Annotated in this window: 18 protein-coding genes; 1 reads left to right on the forward strand and 17 read right to left on the reverse strand. The window is 58.2% G+C overall.

Annotation, left to right across the window (positions count from 1 at the left end):
• The first annotated feature begins 1 nt into the window (after window position 1).
• Window positions 2–1,231 carry a cation:proton antiporter gene (locus AC27IT_RS08635; RefSeq protein WP_005832025.1) on the forward strand — a complete coding sequence of 410 codons (1,230 nt, stop codon included), beginning with the start codon at window positions 2–4 and terminating at the stop codon, window positions 1,229–1,231.
• 270 nt (window positions 1,232–1,501) lie between these two features.
• Here the strand turns inward: AC27IT_RS08635 and AC27IT_RS08640 are convergent, their stop codons facing one another.
• The 17 genes from AC27IT_RS08640 to cobJ form a co-directional block, all read right to left on the reverse strand.
• Window positions 1,502–2,059, reverse strand: coding sequence for a peroxiredoxin family protein (locus AC27IT_RS08640; RefSeq protein ID WP_487091733.1), 558 nt, complete (start codon window positions 2,057–2,059; stop codon window positions 1,502–1,504).
• Window positions 2,049–2,741: a hypothetical protein gene (locus tag AC27IT_RS08645; protein WP_429779113.1), complete on the reverse strand. Its 693-nt coding sequence runs from the start codon at window positions 2,739–2,741 to the stop codon at window positions 2,049–2,051. The genes AC27IT_RS08640 and AC27IT_RS08645 overlap by 11 nt, the downstream gene beginning before the upstream one ends.
• A 250-nt stretch (window positions 2,742–2,991) precedes the next feature.
• Window positions 2,992–4,359, reverse strand: coding sequence for a YcdB/YcdC domain-containing protein (locus AC27IT_RS08650; protein WP_483072524.1), 1,368 nt, complete (start codon window positions 4,357–4,359; stop codon window positions 2,992–2,994).
• 188 nt (window positions 4,360–4,547) lie between these two features.
• The gene (locus tag AC27IT_RS08655) at window positions 4,548–5,201 is read right to left on the reverse strand and encodes a precorrin-2 dehydrogenase/sirohydrochlorin ferrochelatase family protein (protein ID WP_487091734.1); all 654 of its coding nucleotides are present in this window, start codon (window positions 5,199–5,201) and stop codon (window positions 4,548–4,550) included.
• 90 nt (window positions 5,202–5,291) lie between these two features.
• Window positions 5,292–6,080 (reverse strand): uroporphyrinogen-III C-methyltransferase, encoded by a 789-nt coding sequence (cobA, locus tag AC27IT_RS08660; protein WP_238504112.1) that lies wholly within the window; start codon window positions 6,078–6,080, stop codon window positions 5,292–5,294.
• Window positions 6,077–7,129 carry a nicotinate-nucleotide--dimethylbenzimidazole phosphoribosyltransferase gene (gene cobT / locus AC27IT_RS08665; RefSeq protein ID WP_007785801.1) on the reverse strand — a complete coding sequence of 351 codons (1,053 nt, stop codon included), beginning with the start codon at window positions 7,127–7,129 and terminating at the stop codon, window positions 6,077–6,079. The genes cobA and cobT overlap by 4 nt, the downstream gene beginning before the upstream one ends.
• Complete coding sequence (locus AC27IT_RS08670) at window positions 7,126–8,643, reverse strand: cobyric acid synthase (protein WP_487091735.1); 1,518 nt, start codon at window positions 8,641–8,643, stop codon at window positions 7,126–7,128. Before AC27IT_RS08670 ends, cobT begins: the two co-directional genes overlap by 4 nt.
• Window positions 8,636–10,012 carry a cobyrinic acid a,c-diamide synthase CobB gene (locus tag AC27IT_RS08675; protein ID WP_487091736.1) on the reverse strand — a complete coding sequence of 459 codons (1,377 nt, stop codon included), beginning with the start codon at window positions 10,010–10,012 and terminating at the stop codon, window positions 8,636–8,638. The genes AC27IT_RS08670 and AC27IT_RS08675 overlap by 8 nt, the downstream gene beginning before the upstream one ends.
• Window positions 10,009–11,151 (reverse strand): cobalt-precorrin 5A hydrolase, encoded by a 1,143-nt coding sequence (locus AC27IT_RS08680; protein WP_025847497.1) that lies wholly within the window; start codon window positions 11,149–11,151, stop codon window positions 10,009–10,011. Before AC27IT_RS08680 ends, AC27IT_RS08675 begins: the two co-directional genes overlap by 4 nt.
• Complete coding sequence (gene cobM / locus AC27IT_RS08685) at window positions 11,148–11,927, reverse strand: precorrin-4 C(11)-methyltransferase (protein ID WP_283858810.1); 780 nt, start codon at window positions 11,925–11,927, stop codon at window positions 11,148–11,150. Before cobM ends, AC27IT_RS08680 begins: the two co-directional genes overlap by 4 nt.
• Window positions 11,924–12,637 (reverse strand): precorrin-2 C(20)-methyltransferase, encoded by a 714-nt coding sequence (gene cobI, locus AC27IT_RS08690; protein WP_005832006.1) that lies wholly within the window; start codon window positions 12,635–12,637, stop codon window positions 11,924–11,926. The genes cobM and cobI overlap by 4 nt, the downstream gene beginning before the upstream one ends.
• Window positions 12,634–13,863 carry a precorrin-6y C5,15-methyltransferase (decarboxylating) subunit CbiE gene (gene cbiE, locus AC27IT_RS08695; protein ID WP_283858809.1) on the reverse strand — a complete coding sequence of 410 codons (1,230 nt, stop codon included), beginning with the start codon at window positions 13,861–13,863 and terminating at the stop codon, window positions 12,634–12,636. Before cbiE ends, cobI begins: the two co-directional genes overlap by 4 nt.
• Complete coding sequence (locus tag AC27IT_RS08700; RefSeq protein ID WP_340673380.1) at window positions 13,826–14,962, reverse strand: cobalt-precorrin-5B (C(1))-methyltransferase; 1,137 nt, start codon at window positions 14,960–14,962, stop codon at window positions 13,826–13,828. The genes cbiE and AC27IT_RS08700 overlap by 38 nt, the downstream gene beginning before the upstream one ends.
• Window positions 14,963–14,966: 4 nt before the next feature.
• The gene (locus tag AC27IT_RS08705) at window positions 14,967–15,617 is read right to left on the reverse strand and encodes a precorrin-8X methylmutase (protein ID WP_007785813.1); all 651 of its coding nucleotides are present in this window, start codon (window positions 15,615–15,617) and stop codon (window positions 14,967–14,969) included.
• Between the two features lie 62 nt (window positions 15,618–15,679).
• Window positions 15,680–16,447, reverse strand: coding sequence for a precorrin-6A reductase (gene cobK / locus AC27IT_RS08710; RefSeq protein ID WP_007785815.1), 768 nt, complete (start codon window positions 16,445–16,447; stop codon window positions 15,680–15,682).
• 13 nt (window positions 16,448–16,460) lie between these two features.
• Entirely contained in the window at window positions 16,461–17,450 is a 990-nt protein-coding gene (locus AC27IT_RS08715; protein WP_487091737.1) for a sirohydrochlorin chelatase, read from the reverse strand.
• A 34-nt stretch (window positions 17,451–17,484) separates the two neighbouring features.
• The gene (cobJ, locus tag AC27IT_RS08720; protein ID WP_007785819.1) at window positions 17,485–19,266 is read right to left on the reverse strand and encodes a precorrin-3B C(17)-methyltransferase; all 1,782 of its coding nucleotides are present in this window, start codon (window positions 19,264–19,266) and stop codon (window positions 17,485–17,487) included.
• Window positions 19,267–19,310 lie beyond the last annotated feature (44 nt).

The raw sequence follows: 19,310 nt of genomic DNA on the forward strand, positions 1-19,310 counted from the left end.
CTTGGAGCACATCGTGTTTGAAGTCGGCCTTGCGCTCGCTCTGATAGCCATCGCCGGCTTTCTCTCCATCAAGCTGAAGTTCTCCATCGTCCCTTTTTACATTTTGGTCGGGATGGTCGTCGGTCCGCACGCGCCCGACATCGGCCTGTTCGACCTTCGCTTTATCGACAGCGCTCCGCTCATCGAATTTATGGGCAGAGTCGGGGTGCTTTTTCTATTGTTTTACCTCGGTCTTGAATTTTCGGTAGGGCGGCTCGTCAAGGCAGGCCGCTCTATTGCGATTGGCGGCACGATCTACATCGCCATCAACTTTACGCTCGGTCTGCTGTTTGGCTGGGCTGCCGGCTTTCCGCTCAAGGAAATGCTGATCGTCGCCGGAATCACCACGATTTCCTCCAGCGCGATCGTGGCCAAAGTGCTGGTCGATCTCAAGCGCACCGCCAATCGCGAAACCGAAATGATTCTCGGCATCATCATGTTCGAGGACATCTTTTTGGCGGTGTACATCTCGATCGTCTCCGGGCTTGTCCTCTCCGGTGCCACTTCGCTTGGCGGCGTGCTCTCTTCCGCCCTGATCGCGCTGGGCTACATGCTTTTGCTCATCATCGTCGGACGCAAGCTCGTCCCCTTTTTGAACCGCGCGCTGAACATCAAATCGAACGAAGTGTTCATGATTACGGTGTTCGCCGCCCTGTTTTTGATTGCGGGTTTTTCCGAGACTATCCATGTAGCTGAAGCCATCGGCGCACTGCTCGTGGGGCTCGTATTAGCGGAAACACAACATATGAAACGCATCGAACATCTGATACTGCCATTTCGCGACTTTTTCGGCGCCATGTTTTTCTTCAGCTTCGGGTTGACGATTGATCCCTTGTCGCTCGGGGGAGCCGTCTGGCTGTCCATCGTGGCGGTCATCATCACGCTCGTCGGCAACGTCGCCGCCGGTCTGCTCGCAGGCCGCAGCGCCGGACTGCCGCCCAAGGCTTCCACGAACATCGGGCTGACAATCGTTTCTCGTGGTGAGTTTTCCATCATCATGGCTAATCTGGGAAAAGCGGGCGCACTCATGGATATCCTGCAGCCGTTCGCCGCGCTGTACGTGCTGATCCTGGCGATATTAGGCCCTCTTTTGACCAAGGAATCCAAGCTCATCTACCAGTTGCTGAATGCCGTGCTTCCTCTGGACCGGGGCAGCAAAAGCAAATCGCCGGAAAACAATCCCGGCAACTGATTGAACCGATTGCGGATATTCGCAGCTTTCTCAGTCAGGCTGGTGGTGGTTGGCCTTTGCCATCCTTTCACGTTTAACAAAATGACTGCACGGCAGCCTGTTCTCATCCAGCGGGCTGCTTTTTTTCGCGCTCGCACGAGGTTCTCGTTTTGGCTTTGGAGCTGGTCTTGGGTCAGGCGACGACGCAACTCGCATCCGTACATGAGCATGAGAGATGGCCGCCCGCAGAGACCGGCGTCAAAAACGGCCGCTGCGCGTGCCCGGCTCACTTTACTGCATCCCCGCCAGCGTCTTCTCCATCCATTCGTAGCTCATCGGGCCGATGTACTTTTCGCGGATCACGCCATTGCTGTCGATGAGGAAGCTGGTCGGAATGGAAATGGCCTTGTACACGCCGGATACGTGCTTTTCGTCATCGAGCAGCACGGGAAAAGTCATGCCGTACGCCTGGACAAACGCTTCGACATCTTCTGGCTTCGTCTCCGTTGTTGTCAGGTTGACGCCCAGGATGACAACACCGTTCGCCTTGTTTGCTTCGTAAAACCGCTGCATGTCCGGGATTTCCGCCCGACACGGCGGACACCAGGTCGCCCACAAGTTGACGATGACTTTTTTTCCGCGCAAATCGGACAGCTTCACCTTGCCGCCACCGAGCTGCCGCAGCTCAAAGTCTGGCGCCAGGTTGCCTTTTTCCAACCCGATCGGCACGCTGCCCGGCTCGCTTGTCGCCGCATTTTCCGCTCCTGTGTCAAGGACGTATGCATCCACGACACCCCACGCCAGCAAGGCGACCAGCACGACAACCGCCCATATGTGATTACGCTTCATCCAACGCCTCTCCTTTCGCTTGGGTGGCGCGCCTGGACAAAAACAGCAGCAGCAGGGCGCAGCCGTAATAAGCGAGCTGCTCCGCAGAAAGTCCCAGCAGCACCGCTTGGCGAGGCTCGAAGTAAAACAGCACGTAGACCTGCCCGATCGCATACCACATGAGCGGCGCAAGCCAGGCAGGCAGCTCGGCGAGTGCTTCTCGCACACGTTGCAGCCAGCCGAGGAACAACAGACAGAGCACGAGCTGCTGGCCGTGGTACCACACGCCGCCTTTTTCCAGCAAAGCCGTCAGCAGATGGTGCACGCCAGCCGCAGCCAAAAAGCCGATCGCCATCGCCCAGGCCACGAGCTGGACCGGCAAAGCTTTTTTGCGCACCGTCACCACGAGGTAGACCGCAACCGCCACGGCTGCCAGCCACGCTCCGCTCTCGCCCCCGGAGAAGTAGAGGATCGACGAAGGATTTTGCAGCATTTGCTCCAGATGAAACAGCGCATAGCTGAGCTTCCAGACGAGAAAGGCGAGAACGACCGCGTTGCTCAGCAGCTCTGTGATGGCAACTCTTGTCGCCCTCTCTTTTGGAAACAAAAACGTAATCGCAAGAAAGCCGCTGGCGATGGACACGATCACGGCCAGCGTGCTCATTTTCAACAAAAAGGGACCGATCTGAAAGGCGTCCGACAAAGCTGTTTCCTCCTTGGAAAAGATGGCTTGCGCTTGAAGGGGTTGCATACCATCTATCACCATATCAGGAAAAGGGGAATAATGGAATGCTCCGGGGAAATTTGTGTTGCATGGGCGACTTGGCTGTGCCTGCTGCACGAGTTCGGCGCAGTTTCGCGTGCAGCAGGGCAGGAATCATCCCCAAACGAAAAACACCACCCTCATCAAGTGGCGTTTTTTCAGATGACACCGCTGCTTATTTGTTTTCTGCTCAGTCCGAAAGGCTGATCCATTTTCCGGTATGTCCGTCGACGAAGCCCGGCTCATGGACGAAACGGTACAGAAGCAACGCTTTTGGTTCCTTGGCCTTATCGTCATATTGATTTGACTGGAAGTAGAAAAGTTCAAGCGATTTTTTCACCGTCTGCTCCGTTTTTTTCGCTGTGGCCACATCCACTCTCTGCGCGTTGTTGTCATCAATCACAGGCGGGAGAGGATGTTCTCCCCGAAAATGACTTTCTGCGGTGTCCGGATTGACCCTTACTTCAAATGTAGCGTATTCAACCAGAGTCCCTTTATGCAACCAGCTAAATTTGAAACTGTAATCTTTCCAATCAGCCGATCTCGGTATAATCTCCGGTTCCAGATAGACATGATCTAGTTGATCTTTGAGTGTGGTTTGTAAAAAATGAATTGCCGCGGCCTTCGCCTGCTCCAGAGTAAACGTTCCTTTTATCCCGTTTCCCTCTTTCGGAGCAGCTACAAGCGGCAAATCTTTCAGGCTCTTGATCGGTTGCTTCGGCTTTGCCAAGGTTCCATACTTGTCCACCATCACACCTGAGATCGCATCGACGAATTGGGGGTCGCCCCGCAAATAATCATAGACTAACATATATTTTTGCTTGTATTTCCCTTGCAAGTTATCAGGCGTTTCCCTATAGTACAAGGTCGGCTCCGCATTTTGCTCCAGAAGTTCCCGCGCTGCCTTTTCTGCCATGATCTTGCTTGCGTCGGGCACCTCTCCCTCATACCAGTGCCGCACGAAGTGGAGAAGCTTTCCGTCTCCTCCCAAAACTACGTCAATCGAATTGTTTTTGAAAGGAATGCTGTTTTCAACACGTTTAAATTTAATTCCATATCTTGGCGAACCGTATCTCGTATATGTACATTCCTCTGGCTCCATCAGCTTTGCCCGCTCCTCTGAGGGAACGAATTTTGCAAGAAACTGCAACGCTCTCTCACGGGCCATTTGCTTTTGAATCGGGGGAGCAGTGCCAGCGGGTTTAGTGTCATTGTCGTAACGATCGTAGCTCAACAGGCGGCTTGAGACAGGGTGAATTTTATACGAAATGAACGAACCGTCTGGGTGATGCCAGGCGAGAAACCATGCTCCGTACGGTGTCTTGTCCTCTTCGTACGGTTCGAAGTATAGTCCGTAAGAATATTGGTAGCCTGCGGGGATATCCATCCATTTCTTCGCCGCTTCTACAGCCTGTTGTTCTGAAAGAAGCTTTGCGGATTTTTGCTCAACTGCGTGTACCTGTTGACTCACACCTGCGAAACTGCCCACTGCAAATACGGATAAAAGCGTGAGAATCGACATTCGTTTCCAAAATCTTTTTCTGCCAGTATGCCTCATAATTATCTTCTCCTACTCCTGTTTATCGCTCGTCCCGGTACATCTCATGGGAGCTTGAATGAAAATTGGATGCGCCGATAGCTTCATATACTAAATTTTACCACAAAAGAGCATTTCAGGATGCAGTCATCTTTTTCACAAAAAAATAACCCAAGCCCATATGCTGAACAGGCTCAGGTTGTTTCCGTTCATGTTTCTTCTTGTCTTTCCAGCCATCCCGCGACAACCGCCTCTGCCTCCCGGTCCCTCCGCTCGATCTCCCCGCTTCGGGTCCAGTGCAAAAAGCGGTCGTCCAACAGCTCTGCCAAAATGGCGCGTTTGTTTGCCGGGCTGAGCTTATCCAGCGCGAGTACGCGGCGGCGCATTTTGCCCAAGAAGAGCGTGTAGTCCTCGTACTCCGGCCCGATCCACGCTTCCAGTTGGCGGCGCATTTTTTTCGCCAGGCCCGGGTTGTTTCCTCCGGTGGAGATGGCAACGGTCAGGTCGCCGCGCTCGACTACGGACGGAACCGTAAACGAGCACAGGTCGGGACGGTCTGCCACGTTGACCCACTGCTGCGGCCCGCACGCCTCGTAGACGGCCAGGTTGACAGCCGGATCGCTGGTCGCCGCGATGACGAGCACGGCGTCCGCGACGTCTTCGGGGACGAACGGGCGCAGCCGGAGCGTCAGCTTGCCAGCTTGCTCCCATTCGCGGATCAACGCTGTGCAGGAGGGACTCACGACGCTGACGGCTGCCCCAGCGGCAAGCAGACTGGCGATTTTCCGCTCCGCGACTTGCCCGCCGCCGACGACTGCGCAGCGTTTGTTTTCCAGGTTGACCATCATGGCATACGGCCGCATCCGGCATCCCTCCTCCCAAAATGTTTCAGGCAAACAAGCGGATGGCTCCTCCGACCGCCTCATCCGCTTGCCCGCCTCGCCTGCCCTGGCTTACCCGGGAATCCCCTCGTTCAGACCGAGCGAAGCCTCGAACCAGTTAATCTTTTCCCGCATTTTCACGACGTCTCCGACGAGAATGATCGCCGGATTGGTGATATGGCTATTTTCTGCCAAGCGCTCCTCAATATCCGCCAACGTGCCTGTGACGACAGCCTGCTTTGGCAGCGTCCCCCAGGAGATGACGGCGACGGGCGTCTTCGGATCGCGGCCGTGCTTCATCAACTGCGTGCGGATGAGCGGCAGGTTGGCAACGCCCATGTAAAAGGCAACCGTGTCGATCCCGCCTGCCAGCGCCCGCCATTTTTCCACAGCCAGCTCCGGTTTGTCCTCGCGCAGATGTCCCGTCACCACGGCAAACGACGAGCCGTGATCGCGGTGCGTCACCGGGATGCCCGCGTACGCCGAAGCGGCGATTCCTGCCGTCACGCCCGGCACGATTTCAAACGCGACGCCGCGCGTAGCCAGATACTCCGCTTCTTCGCCCGCGCGGCCAAAGACGCACGGATCGCCGCCTTTCAGCCGCACGACGACTTTGCCTTCCAGCGCCTTTTCGGCCAGCACCTCATTGATCGACTCCTGCCGCATCGTGTGATGATCGGGCAGCTTGCCGCAGTAGATGCGCTCCGCTGTCTCGGGCGCATGGGCGAGCAAAGCCGGATTCGCGAGGCGGTCGTAGACGACTACGTCTGCCTTTTGCAGACATTCCAGACCTTTTACGGTAATCAGCTTCGGGTCGCCGGGGCCTGCGCCGACGAGATACACTTTGCCTGCGCCGCTCATCGGTCGCTGACCCCCGCCGATGCGAATGTCGCCATCTCCCGAACCATTCGCGACGACGCCTCGACGATCGAAAACGCAACGGCCGCTCCGCTGCCTTCGCCAAGTCGCAGGTTTAAGTCGAGCAGCGGCTGTTTGCCGAGTACGTTCAGCACAAAAGCGTGCCCCGGCTCCTGGGAGCGATGCCCGGCAATCAGGTAGTCTGCGACCGCAGGCGCAAGCCGCACGGCCAGCAGTGCCGCCACGGTGGCGATAAAGCCGTCCAAGAGCACCGGAACGCGCCGCGAAGCCGCGCCGATCATCGCGCCTGCCATCGCCCCGATCTCCAACCCGCCCACTTTTGCCAGGACGTCCAGCGGTTCGTTGGCATCCGGGCGATGCAGGGCGAGCGCTTCGCGAACGACCGCTTTTTTGCGCTGCCAGCCCGCGTCGTCCAGTCCTGTGCCGCGGCCGACGATCTCGTCCGGGTCCGCCCCGGTCAAGGCAGACAGGATTGCGCTGCTCGCCGTCGTGTTGCCGATTCCTACTTCTCCGACGATCAGCACCTTGGCGCCTTCGTCGATAATCTGCTCTGCCAGCTCGATGCCAACCGCGAGCGTGCGCTGCGCTTCGTCAGCGGACATGGCGGCTTCCTTCAGCATGTTGCCCGAGCCTGCCCTGATTCTTCTGTTGATGACGCCTGGCGCCTCGACCTCTACTGCCACGCCGACATCGACGAACTTTTGCATCGCGCCGATTTGCCGTGCGAAAACGTTGATGCCCGCGCCGCCGTTCACCAGATTCAAGAGCATTTGCGCCGTCACCTCTTGCGGGTAGGCCGACACTCCTTCTGCGGCCACCCCGTGATCGGCGGCAAAAACGAGTACGCCCGGCGGCGTGACGACCGGAAACGTCTCGCCCGTCATCGCGGCCAGCTCGACGGCCAGCTCCTCCAGACGTCCCAGACTGCCCAGCGGCTTTGTCAGTTGATCCACATGCTGTCTCGTTTGCTCACTCGCTTCCTGGTTTCGCGGCGCAATCGCCGGAAATCGCTTTTCCAAGCCTGCCATCATCTACGCACCTCTTTTTCCTGATAAGCCTTCATCTGTTCTTCAATCGCATCCAACCGCACATGACGGCGTACCGTATCCGCCAAGAGATCGTAGCCCTGCTCGCGAAGCGCCACGAAAGATGGGCGCTCTGTGATCGGCGCAAGCCCTTTTTTCGCGCGAATCGCGTTCAGCAAGAGCGTGCGGAAGCGGTCGTTGTGGAACAGTCCGTGAAAATACGTCCCGATCAGCCGGCGTTCCTCGTGACAGTAGCCTTCTGCCCGATCTCCCATCTGAATAAAAGGACATTCGCTCTTGGCATAAACGGATTGGCCCATGTGAATCTCGTAGCCTTCGAGCGTAAGCTGTTCTCCGGCGAATGTGGCTTCCCCGCGGGACAGCACCGTCGTTTTCTTCTGCTCCATCGTCGTCACCATCGGAATCAGGCCCAGCCCGTCAAGCTGTTGCAGCGGCGACTCCACACAAGCCGGGTCCAGAATCGACTCGCCGAGCATCTGATAGCCGCCGCACAGGCCGACCACGTACGACTTGCCTTGCAGATGCAGCTTTTTCACCGCCTCGGCCAGTCCCGTCTCGCGCAAAAATTGCAAGTCTTCCAACGTATTTTTGCTGCCGGGCAGCACGATCAGGTCCGGCTCGCCCAACTCTTCCAGCCGGGTCACAAGGCGCAGACGGCAGTCCGGCTCCACAAAAAACGGGTCGACATCCGTAAAATTGGAGATGCGCGGGTAGCGCAAGACGGCAATATCCAGCTCGCGCGGCGTCTCCCGCTGGCCCTGGTAGCGGTGCAAAATGAGCGAATCCTCCGCGTCGATCCACAAGTCGGGAATAAACGGCACCACGCCAAGCACAGGCTTGCCTGTGTACTGCTCGAACCAGTCCAGACCTGGCTGCAACAGCGTCAGATCGCCGCGAAAACGATTGATGATGACGCCAATCACCCGGTCGCGGTCCTTGGGTTCAAGCAGTTGCAGCGTGCCGACGAGGCTGGCAAACACGCCGCCGCGCTCAATGTCCGCCACCAAAATGACCGGAGCGTTCGTCAGGCGGGCAACCCGCATGTTGACCAGCTCGCGGTCGTTCAGGTTGATCTCCGCCGGACTGCCCGCCCCTTCGATGACGATTCGCTCGTAGGCGGCAGCGAGCCGCTGATACGACTCCTGAATGATGCGCAGTCCCTCGTCGTAAAAATCCGTCCGATACGCCATCGCTTTCATGTTGGCGTACGGCTCGCCGTTCACCACGATCTGCGACTCCGAATCCCGCGTCGGCTTGATGAGGATCGGATTCATGTCGGTCGTGGCGAGAATGCCCGCCGCCTCCGCCTGAACGCCCTGTGCCCGCCCGATTTCTTTTCCGTCCAGCGTCACATAGGAATTGAGCGCCATGTTTTGCGACTTGAACGGCGCCGTTTTGTAGCCGTCCTGGGCAAAAATGCGGCAGAGCGCTGTCGCGATCGCGCTTTTTCCGGCATCGGAGCTGGTTCCCTGAATCATCAGCGGGAGCGCTTTAGGCACGGGAGGCCACCTCCGCGCACAAACCGAGCCAGCGCTTCACCAGCGCCGGGTTGGAGCCGAAATGCAAATGCGTGTACCCCGCGACGAGATTGTCCCTGGCAAAGCCCTCCGGCTTGGTGCCGCGCAGCCCTTTTGTCTCGTAGGCCGCAGGGAGCTGCTCGTCGGTGGCATAGGTCGAATAGTGGAACTCGTGGCCTTTTGCCTGTTCCTTTGGGCCGATCAGGAAGTTGCCCTCCTTGCCGCGCACCTCGCGATAGCCGAGCGCCGCCCATTTTTTTTGCATCGTCACCTTGCCGGGGATGAGTCCGACCATCGGATAGCTCTCCCCGTCTGTCGTCACAATCGCCTCGGTCAAAAACATGAATCCGCCGCACTCGGCCAAGGTCGGCAAGCCTTTTTTGACCGCCTGGCGGAACGATTCCTTCACCGCCTCGTTTTGCGACAGCTCGGCGGCAAACTCCTCCGGGAAGCCTCCCCCGATGTACAAGCCGTCCGCTGCTTCCGGTACGCCCTCCCCCGCAAGCGGCGAGAAAAAGGCCAGCTTCGCGCCGTACGCTTGCAGCAGCTCCAGATTTTCCGGATAGTAAAAGTGGAACGCCGGGTCTTTCGCTACGGCAATCGTGACGTCGAAAGCCGCCTCGCGCGGTGCGAACAGCTTCGGCTCCACTTGCAGCGGCTCGGCTTTGGCCAGCTCCCAGACTAGTTCCAGGTCTACCGTCTCCCCGATCAGGTCAGCCAGCTTGGCAAACAGCGGCGCCAGCTCGCCGCGCTCCACAGACGGCACAAGCCCCAGATGGCGCTCGGGAATTTCCAGCTCGTTTTCCCGCTTCAGGTAGCCAACGACCGGAATCCCGCACTCCTGCTCAATCGCGGCCTTGACGATTTTGTGGTGGCCTTCGCTGCCGACCTTATTCGCGATCACTCCGACGATGTTCGCCTGCGGATTGAGCAACTGGAAGCCTTTTACAATCGCAGCCGCACTGCGCGCCATGCTCTGGCAGTTGACGACGAGCAATACAGGCGATCCGGTCAAAATGCTGATTTCGGCCGTGCTGCCCTTGTCGCTGGTCGCTTCCTTGCCGTCGTACATGCCCATGACGCCTTCGATGATCGAAATATCCGCGCCTTCGCTGCCGCGGACAAAAATCTCCTTCACGACGTCGTGCTCCAGCATGAAGCTGTCCAGATTGCGCGACGCTCTGCCCGTCACCGCGGTATGGTAGGTCGGGTCGATGTAGTCAGGACCGCACTTGAAGCCTTGCACCATATAGCCTTTGCGGATCAGGGCAGCCATCAGCCCGATGGTTACCGTCGTTTTCCCCGCTCCGCTGCCTGTTCCGGCGATTACGATACGGCGGCTGTCCATCATGCGCGCTCCTCCTTATGATAGGGCATCAGGGCGACCGAAATGGTGACGTTGCCCGACTTTTTCTTGGTCAGCACCAGCTCGTCGACGCCTGCGTACAGCTTGGCCGCAGGCTCGCTCACCCCGTACGCTCCCGTAAACTTGAACACCGTCTCGGACGGCTCGCTGATTTCCACCTGGTTCAGCTCCTGTGGTGAGTACCAGACGAACGGCCAGCCGTATTTCTCGCATACGGCGATCAACCCGGCCTCGTCTTTTTTCAGCTCGATGGTAACCAGCGCCTTGACGCTCTTGAGCGAAAATTGCAGTTCGTCCAGCGTCTCGCGGATGACCGCCTCGATCTCCTCCGCAGACGTTCCCCGGTTGCAGCCCATCCCCAGCACGATCACCTTGGGGCGATACAGGACGCCGTTGTCCAAAATCGTCTGTTCCTCCGGCGCAAGCAGGCGGTGAGTTACGACGAGGGCCGCGTGCGGCTTGGCAGCCTGTGCTTCGGCGATGCTCGCATACTCCTTGATCGACGGCGGCATCGGCGTGTCGTGCATCCACCAGTCGCGTTCGCCGGATTCGTTGACTACCGCTACGTGTTCCTCGTTGACGACCGAGGCGCTCACAGGCGTCAGCTTGTCGGCAGAATCCCACTCCCAGCCAAAACGGCGGCCGAACAAATCGACCGGAATCGTCTTCTGCACGTCGGACGCGGTCGTGATGATCGGGCGTGCGCCCATGACCGCCGCCACTTCGCGGGCCAGCTCATTGGCCCCGCCCAGATGGCCGGACAGCACGCTGATGACGTTTTCTCCCCGGTCGTCGACGACAACGACGCCCGGGTCTTTCTTTTTGTCTTCGAGCAGCGGCGCGATCATGCGCACGACCGCCCCGAGCGAAATGATGACAATCAGCCCTTTGTACACAGGCCACAGCGCCGGAAACAGCATCCGCACGCTGTTGGAAAAAAGCTGGATGCCGCGCGCTTCCTCGTCCCCGCGCGCGAACTTGCTCATGTAGTACAGGTCTGTCCCGGGAAATTTTTGCGCCAGATCGCGAGCCATCTCGACCCCGTGCTTCGTGATGGCGACAATCGCGTAATCGCCCTGCTGACGGATGACAGGAATTTCTCCTTCGACCAGTTCGATTATCATTCTTTCACACCTTTTCTGTACCCGTGCGTGAAGGTTTTATCGTACAGCTTGGAACGGTATTGCTCGCTTTTTTCGTGAATGTCCGGGTCCAAAGCCCAGCCGGCCAAAATCATCGCGTGCTTGCGAATCCCGTTTTTGCCCATGTCTTCGTCCAGGTTTTTCAAGGTCGTGCGCACGATCAACTGATCCGGCCAGCTCGCCCGCTGCACGACAGCGACTGGCGTATCCTCGCTCCAGCCCGCTTCGATCAGCTCGCGCACCACTTTTTTCGTCAAAGTCGCGCTGAGGTACAGAGCCAGCGTGCAATGATGCTCCGCGAGCGCGCGCAGCTTTTCCCTGTCTGGCACAGGCGTGCGTCCTTCCGCGCGGGTGAGGATCAGCGTCTGGGTCAGCTCGGGAATCGTCAGCTCCGCACCGACCGCCGCTGCCGCCGCAAACACAGAGCTTACGCCCGGCACGATTTCCACCTCGATGCCTTCTGCCTTCAACAGCGCGATCTGCTCCATGATCGCCCCGTACACAGACGGATCGCCCGTATGCAGGCGCACGACCGTTTTGCCTTTGCTGATCCGGTCCACCATCAGCGCCACCATTTCTTCCAAGGCCATGCCGGAGCTGTGCAGCACCTCAGCGTCAGGGTTGCCGAGCGCCACCAGCTCTTCGTTGACGAGCGAGTCGGTGTACAAAATCACGTCTGCCTTTTGCAAAAGCTTCAAGCCTTTTACGGTAATCAAGTCAGGGTCGCCGGGACCCGCTCCCACTATGTACAGTTTCATCCCTTTTTCACCACCATCAGTGTAAGATAGCCAAGCTCTGCCCGTTCCAGCTCGCGCATGTCCGTCCAGACCATCTCTTCGGAAGAGGTGACCTTTGTCGCGACGGCGGCTTTGTCTGCGAGTCCCATTTCTTTCAGCAAACTGATAATCATCGGCAGCACTTTCGCTACTTTCAAAAACACGACGGTATCGTGGTTCTCAAGCGCTTTGCGCATCGCTTCCCGGTCTTCTGTCGCCGGAATAATTCCGATCTGCTCGTCGCCGTCCGCAAGCGGCAGGTTGAAGCGCGAAGCTGCTCCGAGAAACGAGGATACGCCCGGCACGGTCACCACAGGCACTTCCGGGTGCTCGTCGTGCATCACCCGCATCATGTGGATAAACGTGCTGTAAAACATCGGATCGCCTTCCGTCACGAACGCGACGTCTTTTCCCTCGGACAGACGCTCCCAGACGATTTCCACCGTTTTGTTCCACTCGCGCTCCAAAATTTCCTTGTCCCGCGTCATCGGGAACACCAGTCCGAGCATTTCTTTTTCTGACTGCTGCACGTACAGCTCGGCGATTTGGTGCGCGTAGCTTTTGCTGCCCATCCGCTTTTTCGGGTACGCGATCACCGGAGATTGCTGCAACAGGCGGAATGCCTTGACAGTAATCAGCTCCGGGTCGCCGGGACCTACGCCCAGCCCGTACAATGTTCCGATCTTGCTCACTTGCTGTCTCCCCCTTGTTCCTCTGTCTGTTTGGCCCAGGCCGTGATGATGTAGATCGGATTCAACGCCTCAAACCGCGTCAGAGACAAAATCGGCTTGCTGCGCGACAACTGCGCCAATGTCACCGATGTTTCAAAGCCTTCGTCTGCAAAAGCTTGCGTCGCTTCGTACAGCGTCTCGATTGTCGCGGCGTTGACCACGATTCGGCCGCCCGGACGCAGACGCGTGCAGCAAATATGCAAAAGCTCGCGCAATTCCCCGCCGCTGCCGCCGATGAACACGGCATCCGGATCCGGGAACTCGTCCAGTCCTTGCGGCGCGCGCGCATGCACAACGGTCAAATCCGTGCGAAACTTCGCCATGTTCTGGCGGCAGTTTTCCAAATCGTCCGCGTTTTTCTCCACGGCGTACACTTCGCCTTCCCGCGCGATCCGCGCCGCCTCGATGGCGACAGAGCCTGTGCACGTGCCGATGTCCCAGACGATGCTTTTTATGTGCAGTTGCAGTTGGGCGATGCTTACAATGCGCACTTCTTTTTTCGTAATCAGTCCTTTGTCCGGCTTGCGCTGGGAAAACTCTTCATCCGCGATTCCAAACGGCCAGACCGGGCTTGGACGGCGTTTTTTCAAAATCACGACATTCAGATCGGAAAAGACGCCATCTGCCATTTCCTCCAGCGTGTACCAGCCCGTCAGCTCCTCGGCGTTACCCAGGTTCTCGGCCACGAACGCCTCGTATTCGGTCATCTGAAACGACAGCAAATAACGGGCGATAGCCGCTGGCGAATTTTCCCGGTCGGTGAGCAGCGCGACCTTTTCCTTCCCGTCGATGCGCTGCGCCAGTCCCTTGATGCTGCGGCCGTGCACGCTGACGAGCGCCGCATCTTGCCACGCCTCGCCCATTTTGGCGAAAGCGAGCTGAATGGAGCTTAGGTGCGGGTAAATTTCCACGTTCAGCTTTTTCGCCAGCAAGCTGCCGATCCCGTAAAAGAGCGGATCGCCCGAAGCGAGAATGACCGTCTTGCGCGTCTCGGAGCGCAGCTCCTCCACCATCGCGGACAAGCCGCCTTTCAGCACCCGTTTTTCCCCTTTGTACTCCGGAAAAAAGCCCAGATGCCGCTCTCCGCCGACCAGAAGCTCGCTTTCTTCAATCCAGGTCCGGTACAACGGCAGCAGGCTTTGCTGTCCGTCATCCCCGATCCCGATCACTTTCATCGCTTGTGTCATTGATCGTCACCCTTCCCAACAGGGACCCTTTCATAGTAATGATGATGGTTTCGACCTCCATGCCGCCGCCCACTTCCTTCAGGGCTGCCCGGCAACAGTTCGCGCACATGATCTCGAAAAAAGCAGGCGTATCTGCCATCAGATCGCCAACCTGCGAGGCCGTGTTCGCGGTGAGTATCTCGCGGGTCCGCTCCTGCGGCGCGCCCGCCTCTTCTGCCATCTGAGCGAGAAAGCCGAAGTCGACAGGGGCGCTTTTCGAGTGGACCATCATGACGCCCTGCGCCACTTTGGAAAATTTACCCATCATCCCCACCAAGGTCACCTTGCGCATGTTTCGGTTCTTGCATTGCTTGAGCGCAAAACCGACAAAGTCTCCCATTTCCACGAACGCTTCCTCGGACAGCTCCGGGTAGGTGGCAATCCCGAACGATTCGCTCTTGCCGCCCGTGGACAGGACGATGTGGTCGCAGCCCGCCTCCTTGGCGACGTTGATCGCTTGCGCCACGCTCGCTTTGTAGGCAGAAGTGGAAAACGGCACCACGATTCCGCGCGTCCCCAAAATGGAGATGCCGCCGAGTATGCCGAGTCGTCCATTCAATGTTTTTTTGGCGATTTCCTCGCCCGCTGGCACAGAGATCACGATTTTGATTCCGCGCTTTGTCCCGTACTCATCGAGCACCGCCTGCGCGGTTTCCCGAATCATTTTGCGCGGGACGGGGTTAATCGCCGCTTCTCCGATCGGAACAGGCAGCCCTGGCTTGGTCACCCGACCGACACCAACGCCGCCGTCCAGTATAATGCCAGGCTCATCGGACCATTCCACGGTGGAGAGAATCAGCGCACCGTGGGTCGCATCCGGGTCGTCGCCGCCGTCCTTGATCGTGCCCGCCGTCGCTTTTTCCGGCGAAAATTCGCAGCTCTCCATCTGAAAAGTCACGTCCTCGCCAATCGGCAGGCGGATGGTGGCCTCTGACTGCGGCTCCTGGGTAATCAGCGCGATCAAAGCAGCCTTGGTCGTCGCCGTTGCGCACGATCCGGTTGTATAGCCGTGGCGGAGGGGTTTTGCCTCTTTTTCGTCCGACGCTGCTTTGGCTGCCATCTCTCTATCCCAACCGTTCCGCCATGATGGAAATGGCATTCAATGCTGCTACTGTCACAGGACTTCCGCCTTTGCGCCCGATGTTCGTGATGAACGGAATGTCGAGCTTCGCCAGCTCTTCCTTGGACTCTGCCGCAGAGACGAAGCCGACTGGCATCCCGATCACAAGACCTGGCTTCGCTTCGCCTTCCTTCACCATGCGGATCAGCTCCAGGAGCGCTGTCGGCGCGTTGCCGATGCAGAAAATGCCGCCGTCTGCTTCCTTCACTGCTTTGCGCATGGAAATGATCGCGCGCGTCGTGTTGAGGCGTTTCGCTTCTTCCATGACGTCGCGGTCGGAGATGTACACCTTCACTTGGCCGCCGAACTTCTCGATCCGGTTTTTGCTGATGCCGACCTGAACCATTTGCACGTCCGCGACGACGATTTTGCCGCTGCGGATCGCTTCAATGCCGGATTGGACAGCATCCGGGTGGAAGACGAGACTGCGTCCGAGATCAAAGTCTGCGGAAGCGTGGATGACGCGCTGCACGACAGGAAATTGTTCGGCGGTAAAAGGATGCTCGCCCAGCTCATCGGTAATGATCTGAAAGCTCATGTCCTCGATCTCTTGCGGTTGTACAGTCAAAGGCTTGAATTCCGTCTTGAAATCCATGGTTGGTTTCCTCCAGTCAGTTGTTTGGGGTAGGTGCTCATTGCATGCACACGGCCTGGCGCTTATAGAACGACCGCTTTGAGCTGGTTCAGCACGCTTTCGTAATCGGAAAACTTGGTCCCGTAGTCGATTTTCGGCCGGCCGATGACGATGGTTTCGATGCCCATTTCCAGCGCCGCTTCCACCTTTTCGTCAAAAGCGCCGACCTTGCCGCTCTCCTTCGTAATCATCAGCGTCACGCCGTAGTGGGCGTAGAGCGCTTTGTTCAGCTCCTTGGAAAAAGGCCCTTGCATCGCGACGATGTTTTTTTGCTCCACGCCGAGCTCCTCGCATTTTTGCATGTTGTCGAGGCGCGGCAGCATCCGGGCGACCAAAGTCGTATCCGGCAGGCCCAGCAGGCGATCCGTGAACGTTTTCAGCGTCTTGCTGCCTGTCGTCAGCATGATGACCCCGCGCTTTTCAGCGGCAAGCTCAGCCGCCTGCACGTAATCCTCGACGACGATCAGCTTTTCGCTGCCTGGCGCAGCGAGGCTTTCCCGCTCGTAGCGGATGTACGGCACACCTGCGCCCTGCGCGCCAGCCATGGCGTTTTTCGAGGCTTCCTCGGCAAAAGGGTGGCTTGCGTCTACCACGCACCGCACGCCTCGCTCCCGGATCAACTGCTGGATGTCGTCCGCGCTCAAGCGTCCGACCTGGACAGGCACGCCTGCCTCTTCCATGCTTTTCGCAGCGTTGTCCGTTACGACCGTCGTCAGCAGGTCGTAGCCGTTTTCCTTGATTAACAGGGCCAATTCGCGGGCGTCGCTCGTTCCAGCCAGTACCAGAATCATGCTGTGTCTCCTCCTACTTCGTTACGTGGTCGTGTTTATGCTCATGCTTGTGGTCATGGTGATGGTCGTGACCATGGTGATGATCGTGAGCGTGGTGATGATCGTGGTCGTGGTCATGATCGTGATGATGACCATGGTGGTGATGATGGTGATGGTGACCATGACCGTGCTCGTCGTCGTGATGGTGGTGGTGATGGTCGATGTGCTCCATCGCTGCCAGCCTGTACTGACAGGTGTCGCAGTTCAGCTTCACTTCCCCGTGCAGCGCTTCCTCGATCCGGTCCTTCATCACTTCTTTTAACAGCGGGTGGAAGCCGAAATACTCAGCCATCTCAAACTGGGCTTCCGGGTATTGCTGGCGGAACCTTTCCAGTTGATCGCTCATCCGCTTAATCAGCACGCCGGTAAACAGGAAGTACGGCAAGAGCACGATCCGCTTCGCGCCGAGCTTCAGGCAGCGCTCCACGCCCTCGTCGTAGAGCGGATAGGTCACGCCCATGAAAGCCGTCTCTACCCAGCGCGCCTTGTAGCGCTCCCAGAACAGGCGGGACATTTTGTAAATATCGCTGTTGGCGTCCGCGTCGCTGCTGCCGCGCCCGATCACGAGCACTGCCAGGTCGTCGTGGTCTTCGCCGGAGGCAAAGCCCGCTTCCGCCATGCGTGTAGACAGGATGTTGATGACTTCCTCGTGAATACCGATCGGACGGCCGTAGATGAACTGCACGTGCGGATGCAGCTCCTTCGCCTCGTCGATTGCCGCCGGAATGTGGATTTTCGCGTGTCCCGCAGAGAACAGGATGATCGGAATGACCGCCACCCGCGTAGCGCCGCGAGCGACGCACGTATTCAAGCCTTGCAGCATGTCTGGGCGCGCAAACTCCAGAAAGCACGTCTCGATGATCGGCACATCCAGCTCTGGCGCAAGCGAAGCGACAAACTGCCGGATTTCTTCGTTGCCTTCCGGGTCCTTGCTCCCGTGTCCTACAAATAATACCGCGTCCATTTCGTTTCCCCCTCGTATTTGTTCGAACAACCGATCAATCTCCGCAAGCGGCGTTCTCGATTTCCGCCTTGGCCGGTTCGTACCAGGCGTAGCCTTCCAGTTCGCCTACCCGTTGGAAAAACTTGTGGAAGCGTTCATTCGGAAATGCCTCTTTTTTGAATCGATTCACGATTCGCTCGACAATCGGCACGATATCCTCCTTGTCGATGCCTTCCGCGACCGGAATGCCGGAGTGCGCATTGCGCCCGACTGTTTTCGCGCCCAGGAACAGGTCGAACTTGCCTTTGCGGAACACGATTCCGATATCTTCCTGAACCGCTCCGTAGCAGGCCATTCCGCAGCCGTTGAAGCCGATTTTCAGCTCCTTCGGCATTTCTTTTCCGCCCAGTCTTCGGTGCAGCTCCTCCGCATACGGAATGCTGTCTTTTTTCTCGCCGTCGCAAAAATCGCACGCTTTTACCTGCAACACGTCTCCGATCGGACTGAGGATCAGCCCAAGCTCGCGCAGTCGGCCTGTAATGCTGTCAGGGTCGGCAGTCGGCACGCGCAAAATCATCTGGTGGTGCGGCGTGTATTCGATCTCGCCCTTTTCACCCGCCACCTCGGCAATGGCCATCATTTGCTGCGGCGTAATTTTTTTGTTGGCGACGCCTGGACTGACCGCAAATTCGAAAATCATTTCCGGCTGAAACGCCGAGGCTGGACGCACGTTGCTTGCTGTGGCAGGCGTCGTTTCGATGCCTTTGGCTGCATGGATCGCATTCAGCGCCTGCATCGCCCATTCGAATGGCGGACGCTCTGCTTCGGGCTTTGCTGTCTCCACCTTTTGTTCGACTGGCGGCGCTTCCAGAACAGCCGTACTGGTCGCCGTGCCGGAAAACGCCGCTTCCGGCGCCGTTGGCTTCGCAGCTTCCCCAGCCAGCACAGGGCGCTCGCTCGCAGGCTCCGCTGGCTTGGCCGCAGAGGCGTTGACGCTTTCGCCGCTTGCTTCGAGCGACCACGGTTCGTTTTCCACGCGCAGGCGCTGGTGCGGCTTCAGCGGCTGCTCATCCGCAGACAGCGTGTACTTGCGCTGATAGCCGCGCGGCGTAATCATTTTGCCATCGTAGACAAACGTCGAAGAGTTCCCGATAATGACCGTCGTCAGCATGCCGATGTCGTGCTCGAGCATTTGCGCAAGCGTCGTCACGACAACCGTCTCGCGCTCGCGATAGGCGCTCTTCACAATACCGACAGGGGTATCTGGCGAGCGGTATTGCAGCAGAATGCGCTGCGCCTCGACGATCTGTCGCGTCCGCCTGCCGCTGCGAGGGTTGTACAGGGCAATGACAAAGTCGGCCATCCCGGCTGCGTCAATCCGTTTGGCAATCAGCTCCCACGGCGTCAAGTGGTCGCTTAAGCTGATCGTGCAGGCGTCGTGCATAATCGGAGCGCCGAGGATCGCGCCACAGGAGTTGATCGCCGAGATGCCCGGCACGATTTCGATCGGAACGCCTGTCGCTTCTGTCCAGCCTTTTTCCACCAGCACCTCGTAGACCAGTCCCGCCATCCCGTAGACGCCGGAGTCGCCGCTGGAGATGACCGCTACTTTTTTGCCTTCTTCCTCGGCCTGACGCACCGCCTCGCGCGCACGCGTCACTTCCTCCGTCATCCCGGTGCTGACGATCTCCTGGTTGGTCAAAAGTCCGCGGATCAAATCCACGTAAGTCGAATAGCCGATAATGACGTCCGACTCTTGCAGTGCCTCCCGCGCCCGCTTGGTGATATGCTCAAAACTTCCTGGGCCAAACCCGATCACAAACAACTTGCCGCTCATACGGCCCCTCCCCTTTCCATTGCCTGCGTGTCGCAGGCAGCCGT

Source organism: Brevibacillus sp. YAE8 (genome assembly GCF_057543335.1).

Bases quoted from the DNA above. Each gene is read 5' to 3' on its own strand.
- cobJ (WP_007785819.1), bottom strand. From the start codon at position 19,266: ATGAGCGGCAAGTTGTTTGTGATCGGGTTTGGCCCAGGAAGTTTTGAG.
- AC27IT_RS08640 (WP_487091733.1), bottom strand. From the start codon at position 2,059: ATGAAGCGTAATCACATATGGGCGGTTGTCGTGCTGGTCGCCTTGCTG.
- cobK (WP_007785815.1), bottom strand. From the start codon at position 16,447: ATGATTCTGGTACTGGCTGGAACGAGCGACGCCCGCGAATTGGCCCTG.
- cobT (WP_007785801.1), bottom strand. From the start codon at position 7,129: ATGATGGCAGGCTTGGAAAAGCGATTTCCGGCGATTGCGCCGCGAAAC.
- cobA (WP_238504112.1), bottom strand. From the start codon at position 6,080: ATGAGCGGCGCAGGCAAAGTGTATCTCGTCGGCGCAGGCCCCGGCGAC.
- AC27IT_RS08680 (WP_025847497.1), bottom strand. From the start codon at position 11,151: ATGATAATCGAACTGGTCGAAGGAGAAATTCCTGTCATCCGTCAGCAG.
- cbiE (WP_283858809.1), bottom strand. From the start codon at position 13,863: ATGACACAAGCGATGAAAGTGATCGGGATCGGGGATGACGGACAGCAA.
- cobM (WP_283858810.1), bottom strand. From the start codon at position 11,927: ATGAAACTGTACATAGTGGGAGCGGGTCCCGGCGACCCTGACTTGATT.
- AC27IT_RS08675 (WP_487091736.1), bottom strand. From the start codon at position 10,012: ATGATGGACAGCCGCCGTATCGTAATCGCCGGAACAGGCAGCGGAGCG.
- AC27IT_RS08705 (WP_007785813.1), bottom strand. From the start codon at position 15,617: ATGGATTTCAAGACGGAATTCAAGCCTTTGACTGTACAACCGCAAGAG.
- AC27IT_RS08715 (WP_487091737.1), bottom strand. From the start codon at position 17,450: ATGGACGCGGTATTATTTGTAGGACACGGGAGCAAGGACCCGGAAGGC.
- AC27IT_RS08655 (WP_487091734.1), bottom strand. From the start codon at position 5,201: ATGCGGCCGTATGCCATGATGGTCAACCTGGAAAACAAACGCTGCGCA.
- AC27IT_RS08700 (WP_340673380.1), bottom strand. From the start codon at position 14,962: ATGGCAGCCAAAGCAGCGTCGGACGAAAAAGAGGCAAAACCCCTCCGC.
- AC27IT_RS08650 (WP_483072524.1), bottom strand. From the start codon at position 4,359: ATGAGGCATACTGGCAGAAAAAGATTTTGGAAACGAATGTCGATTCTC.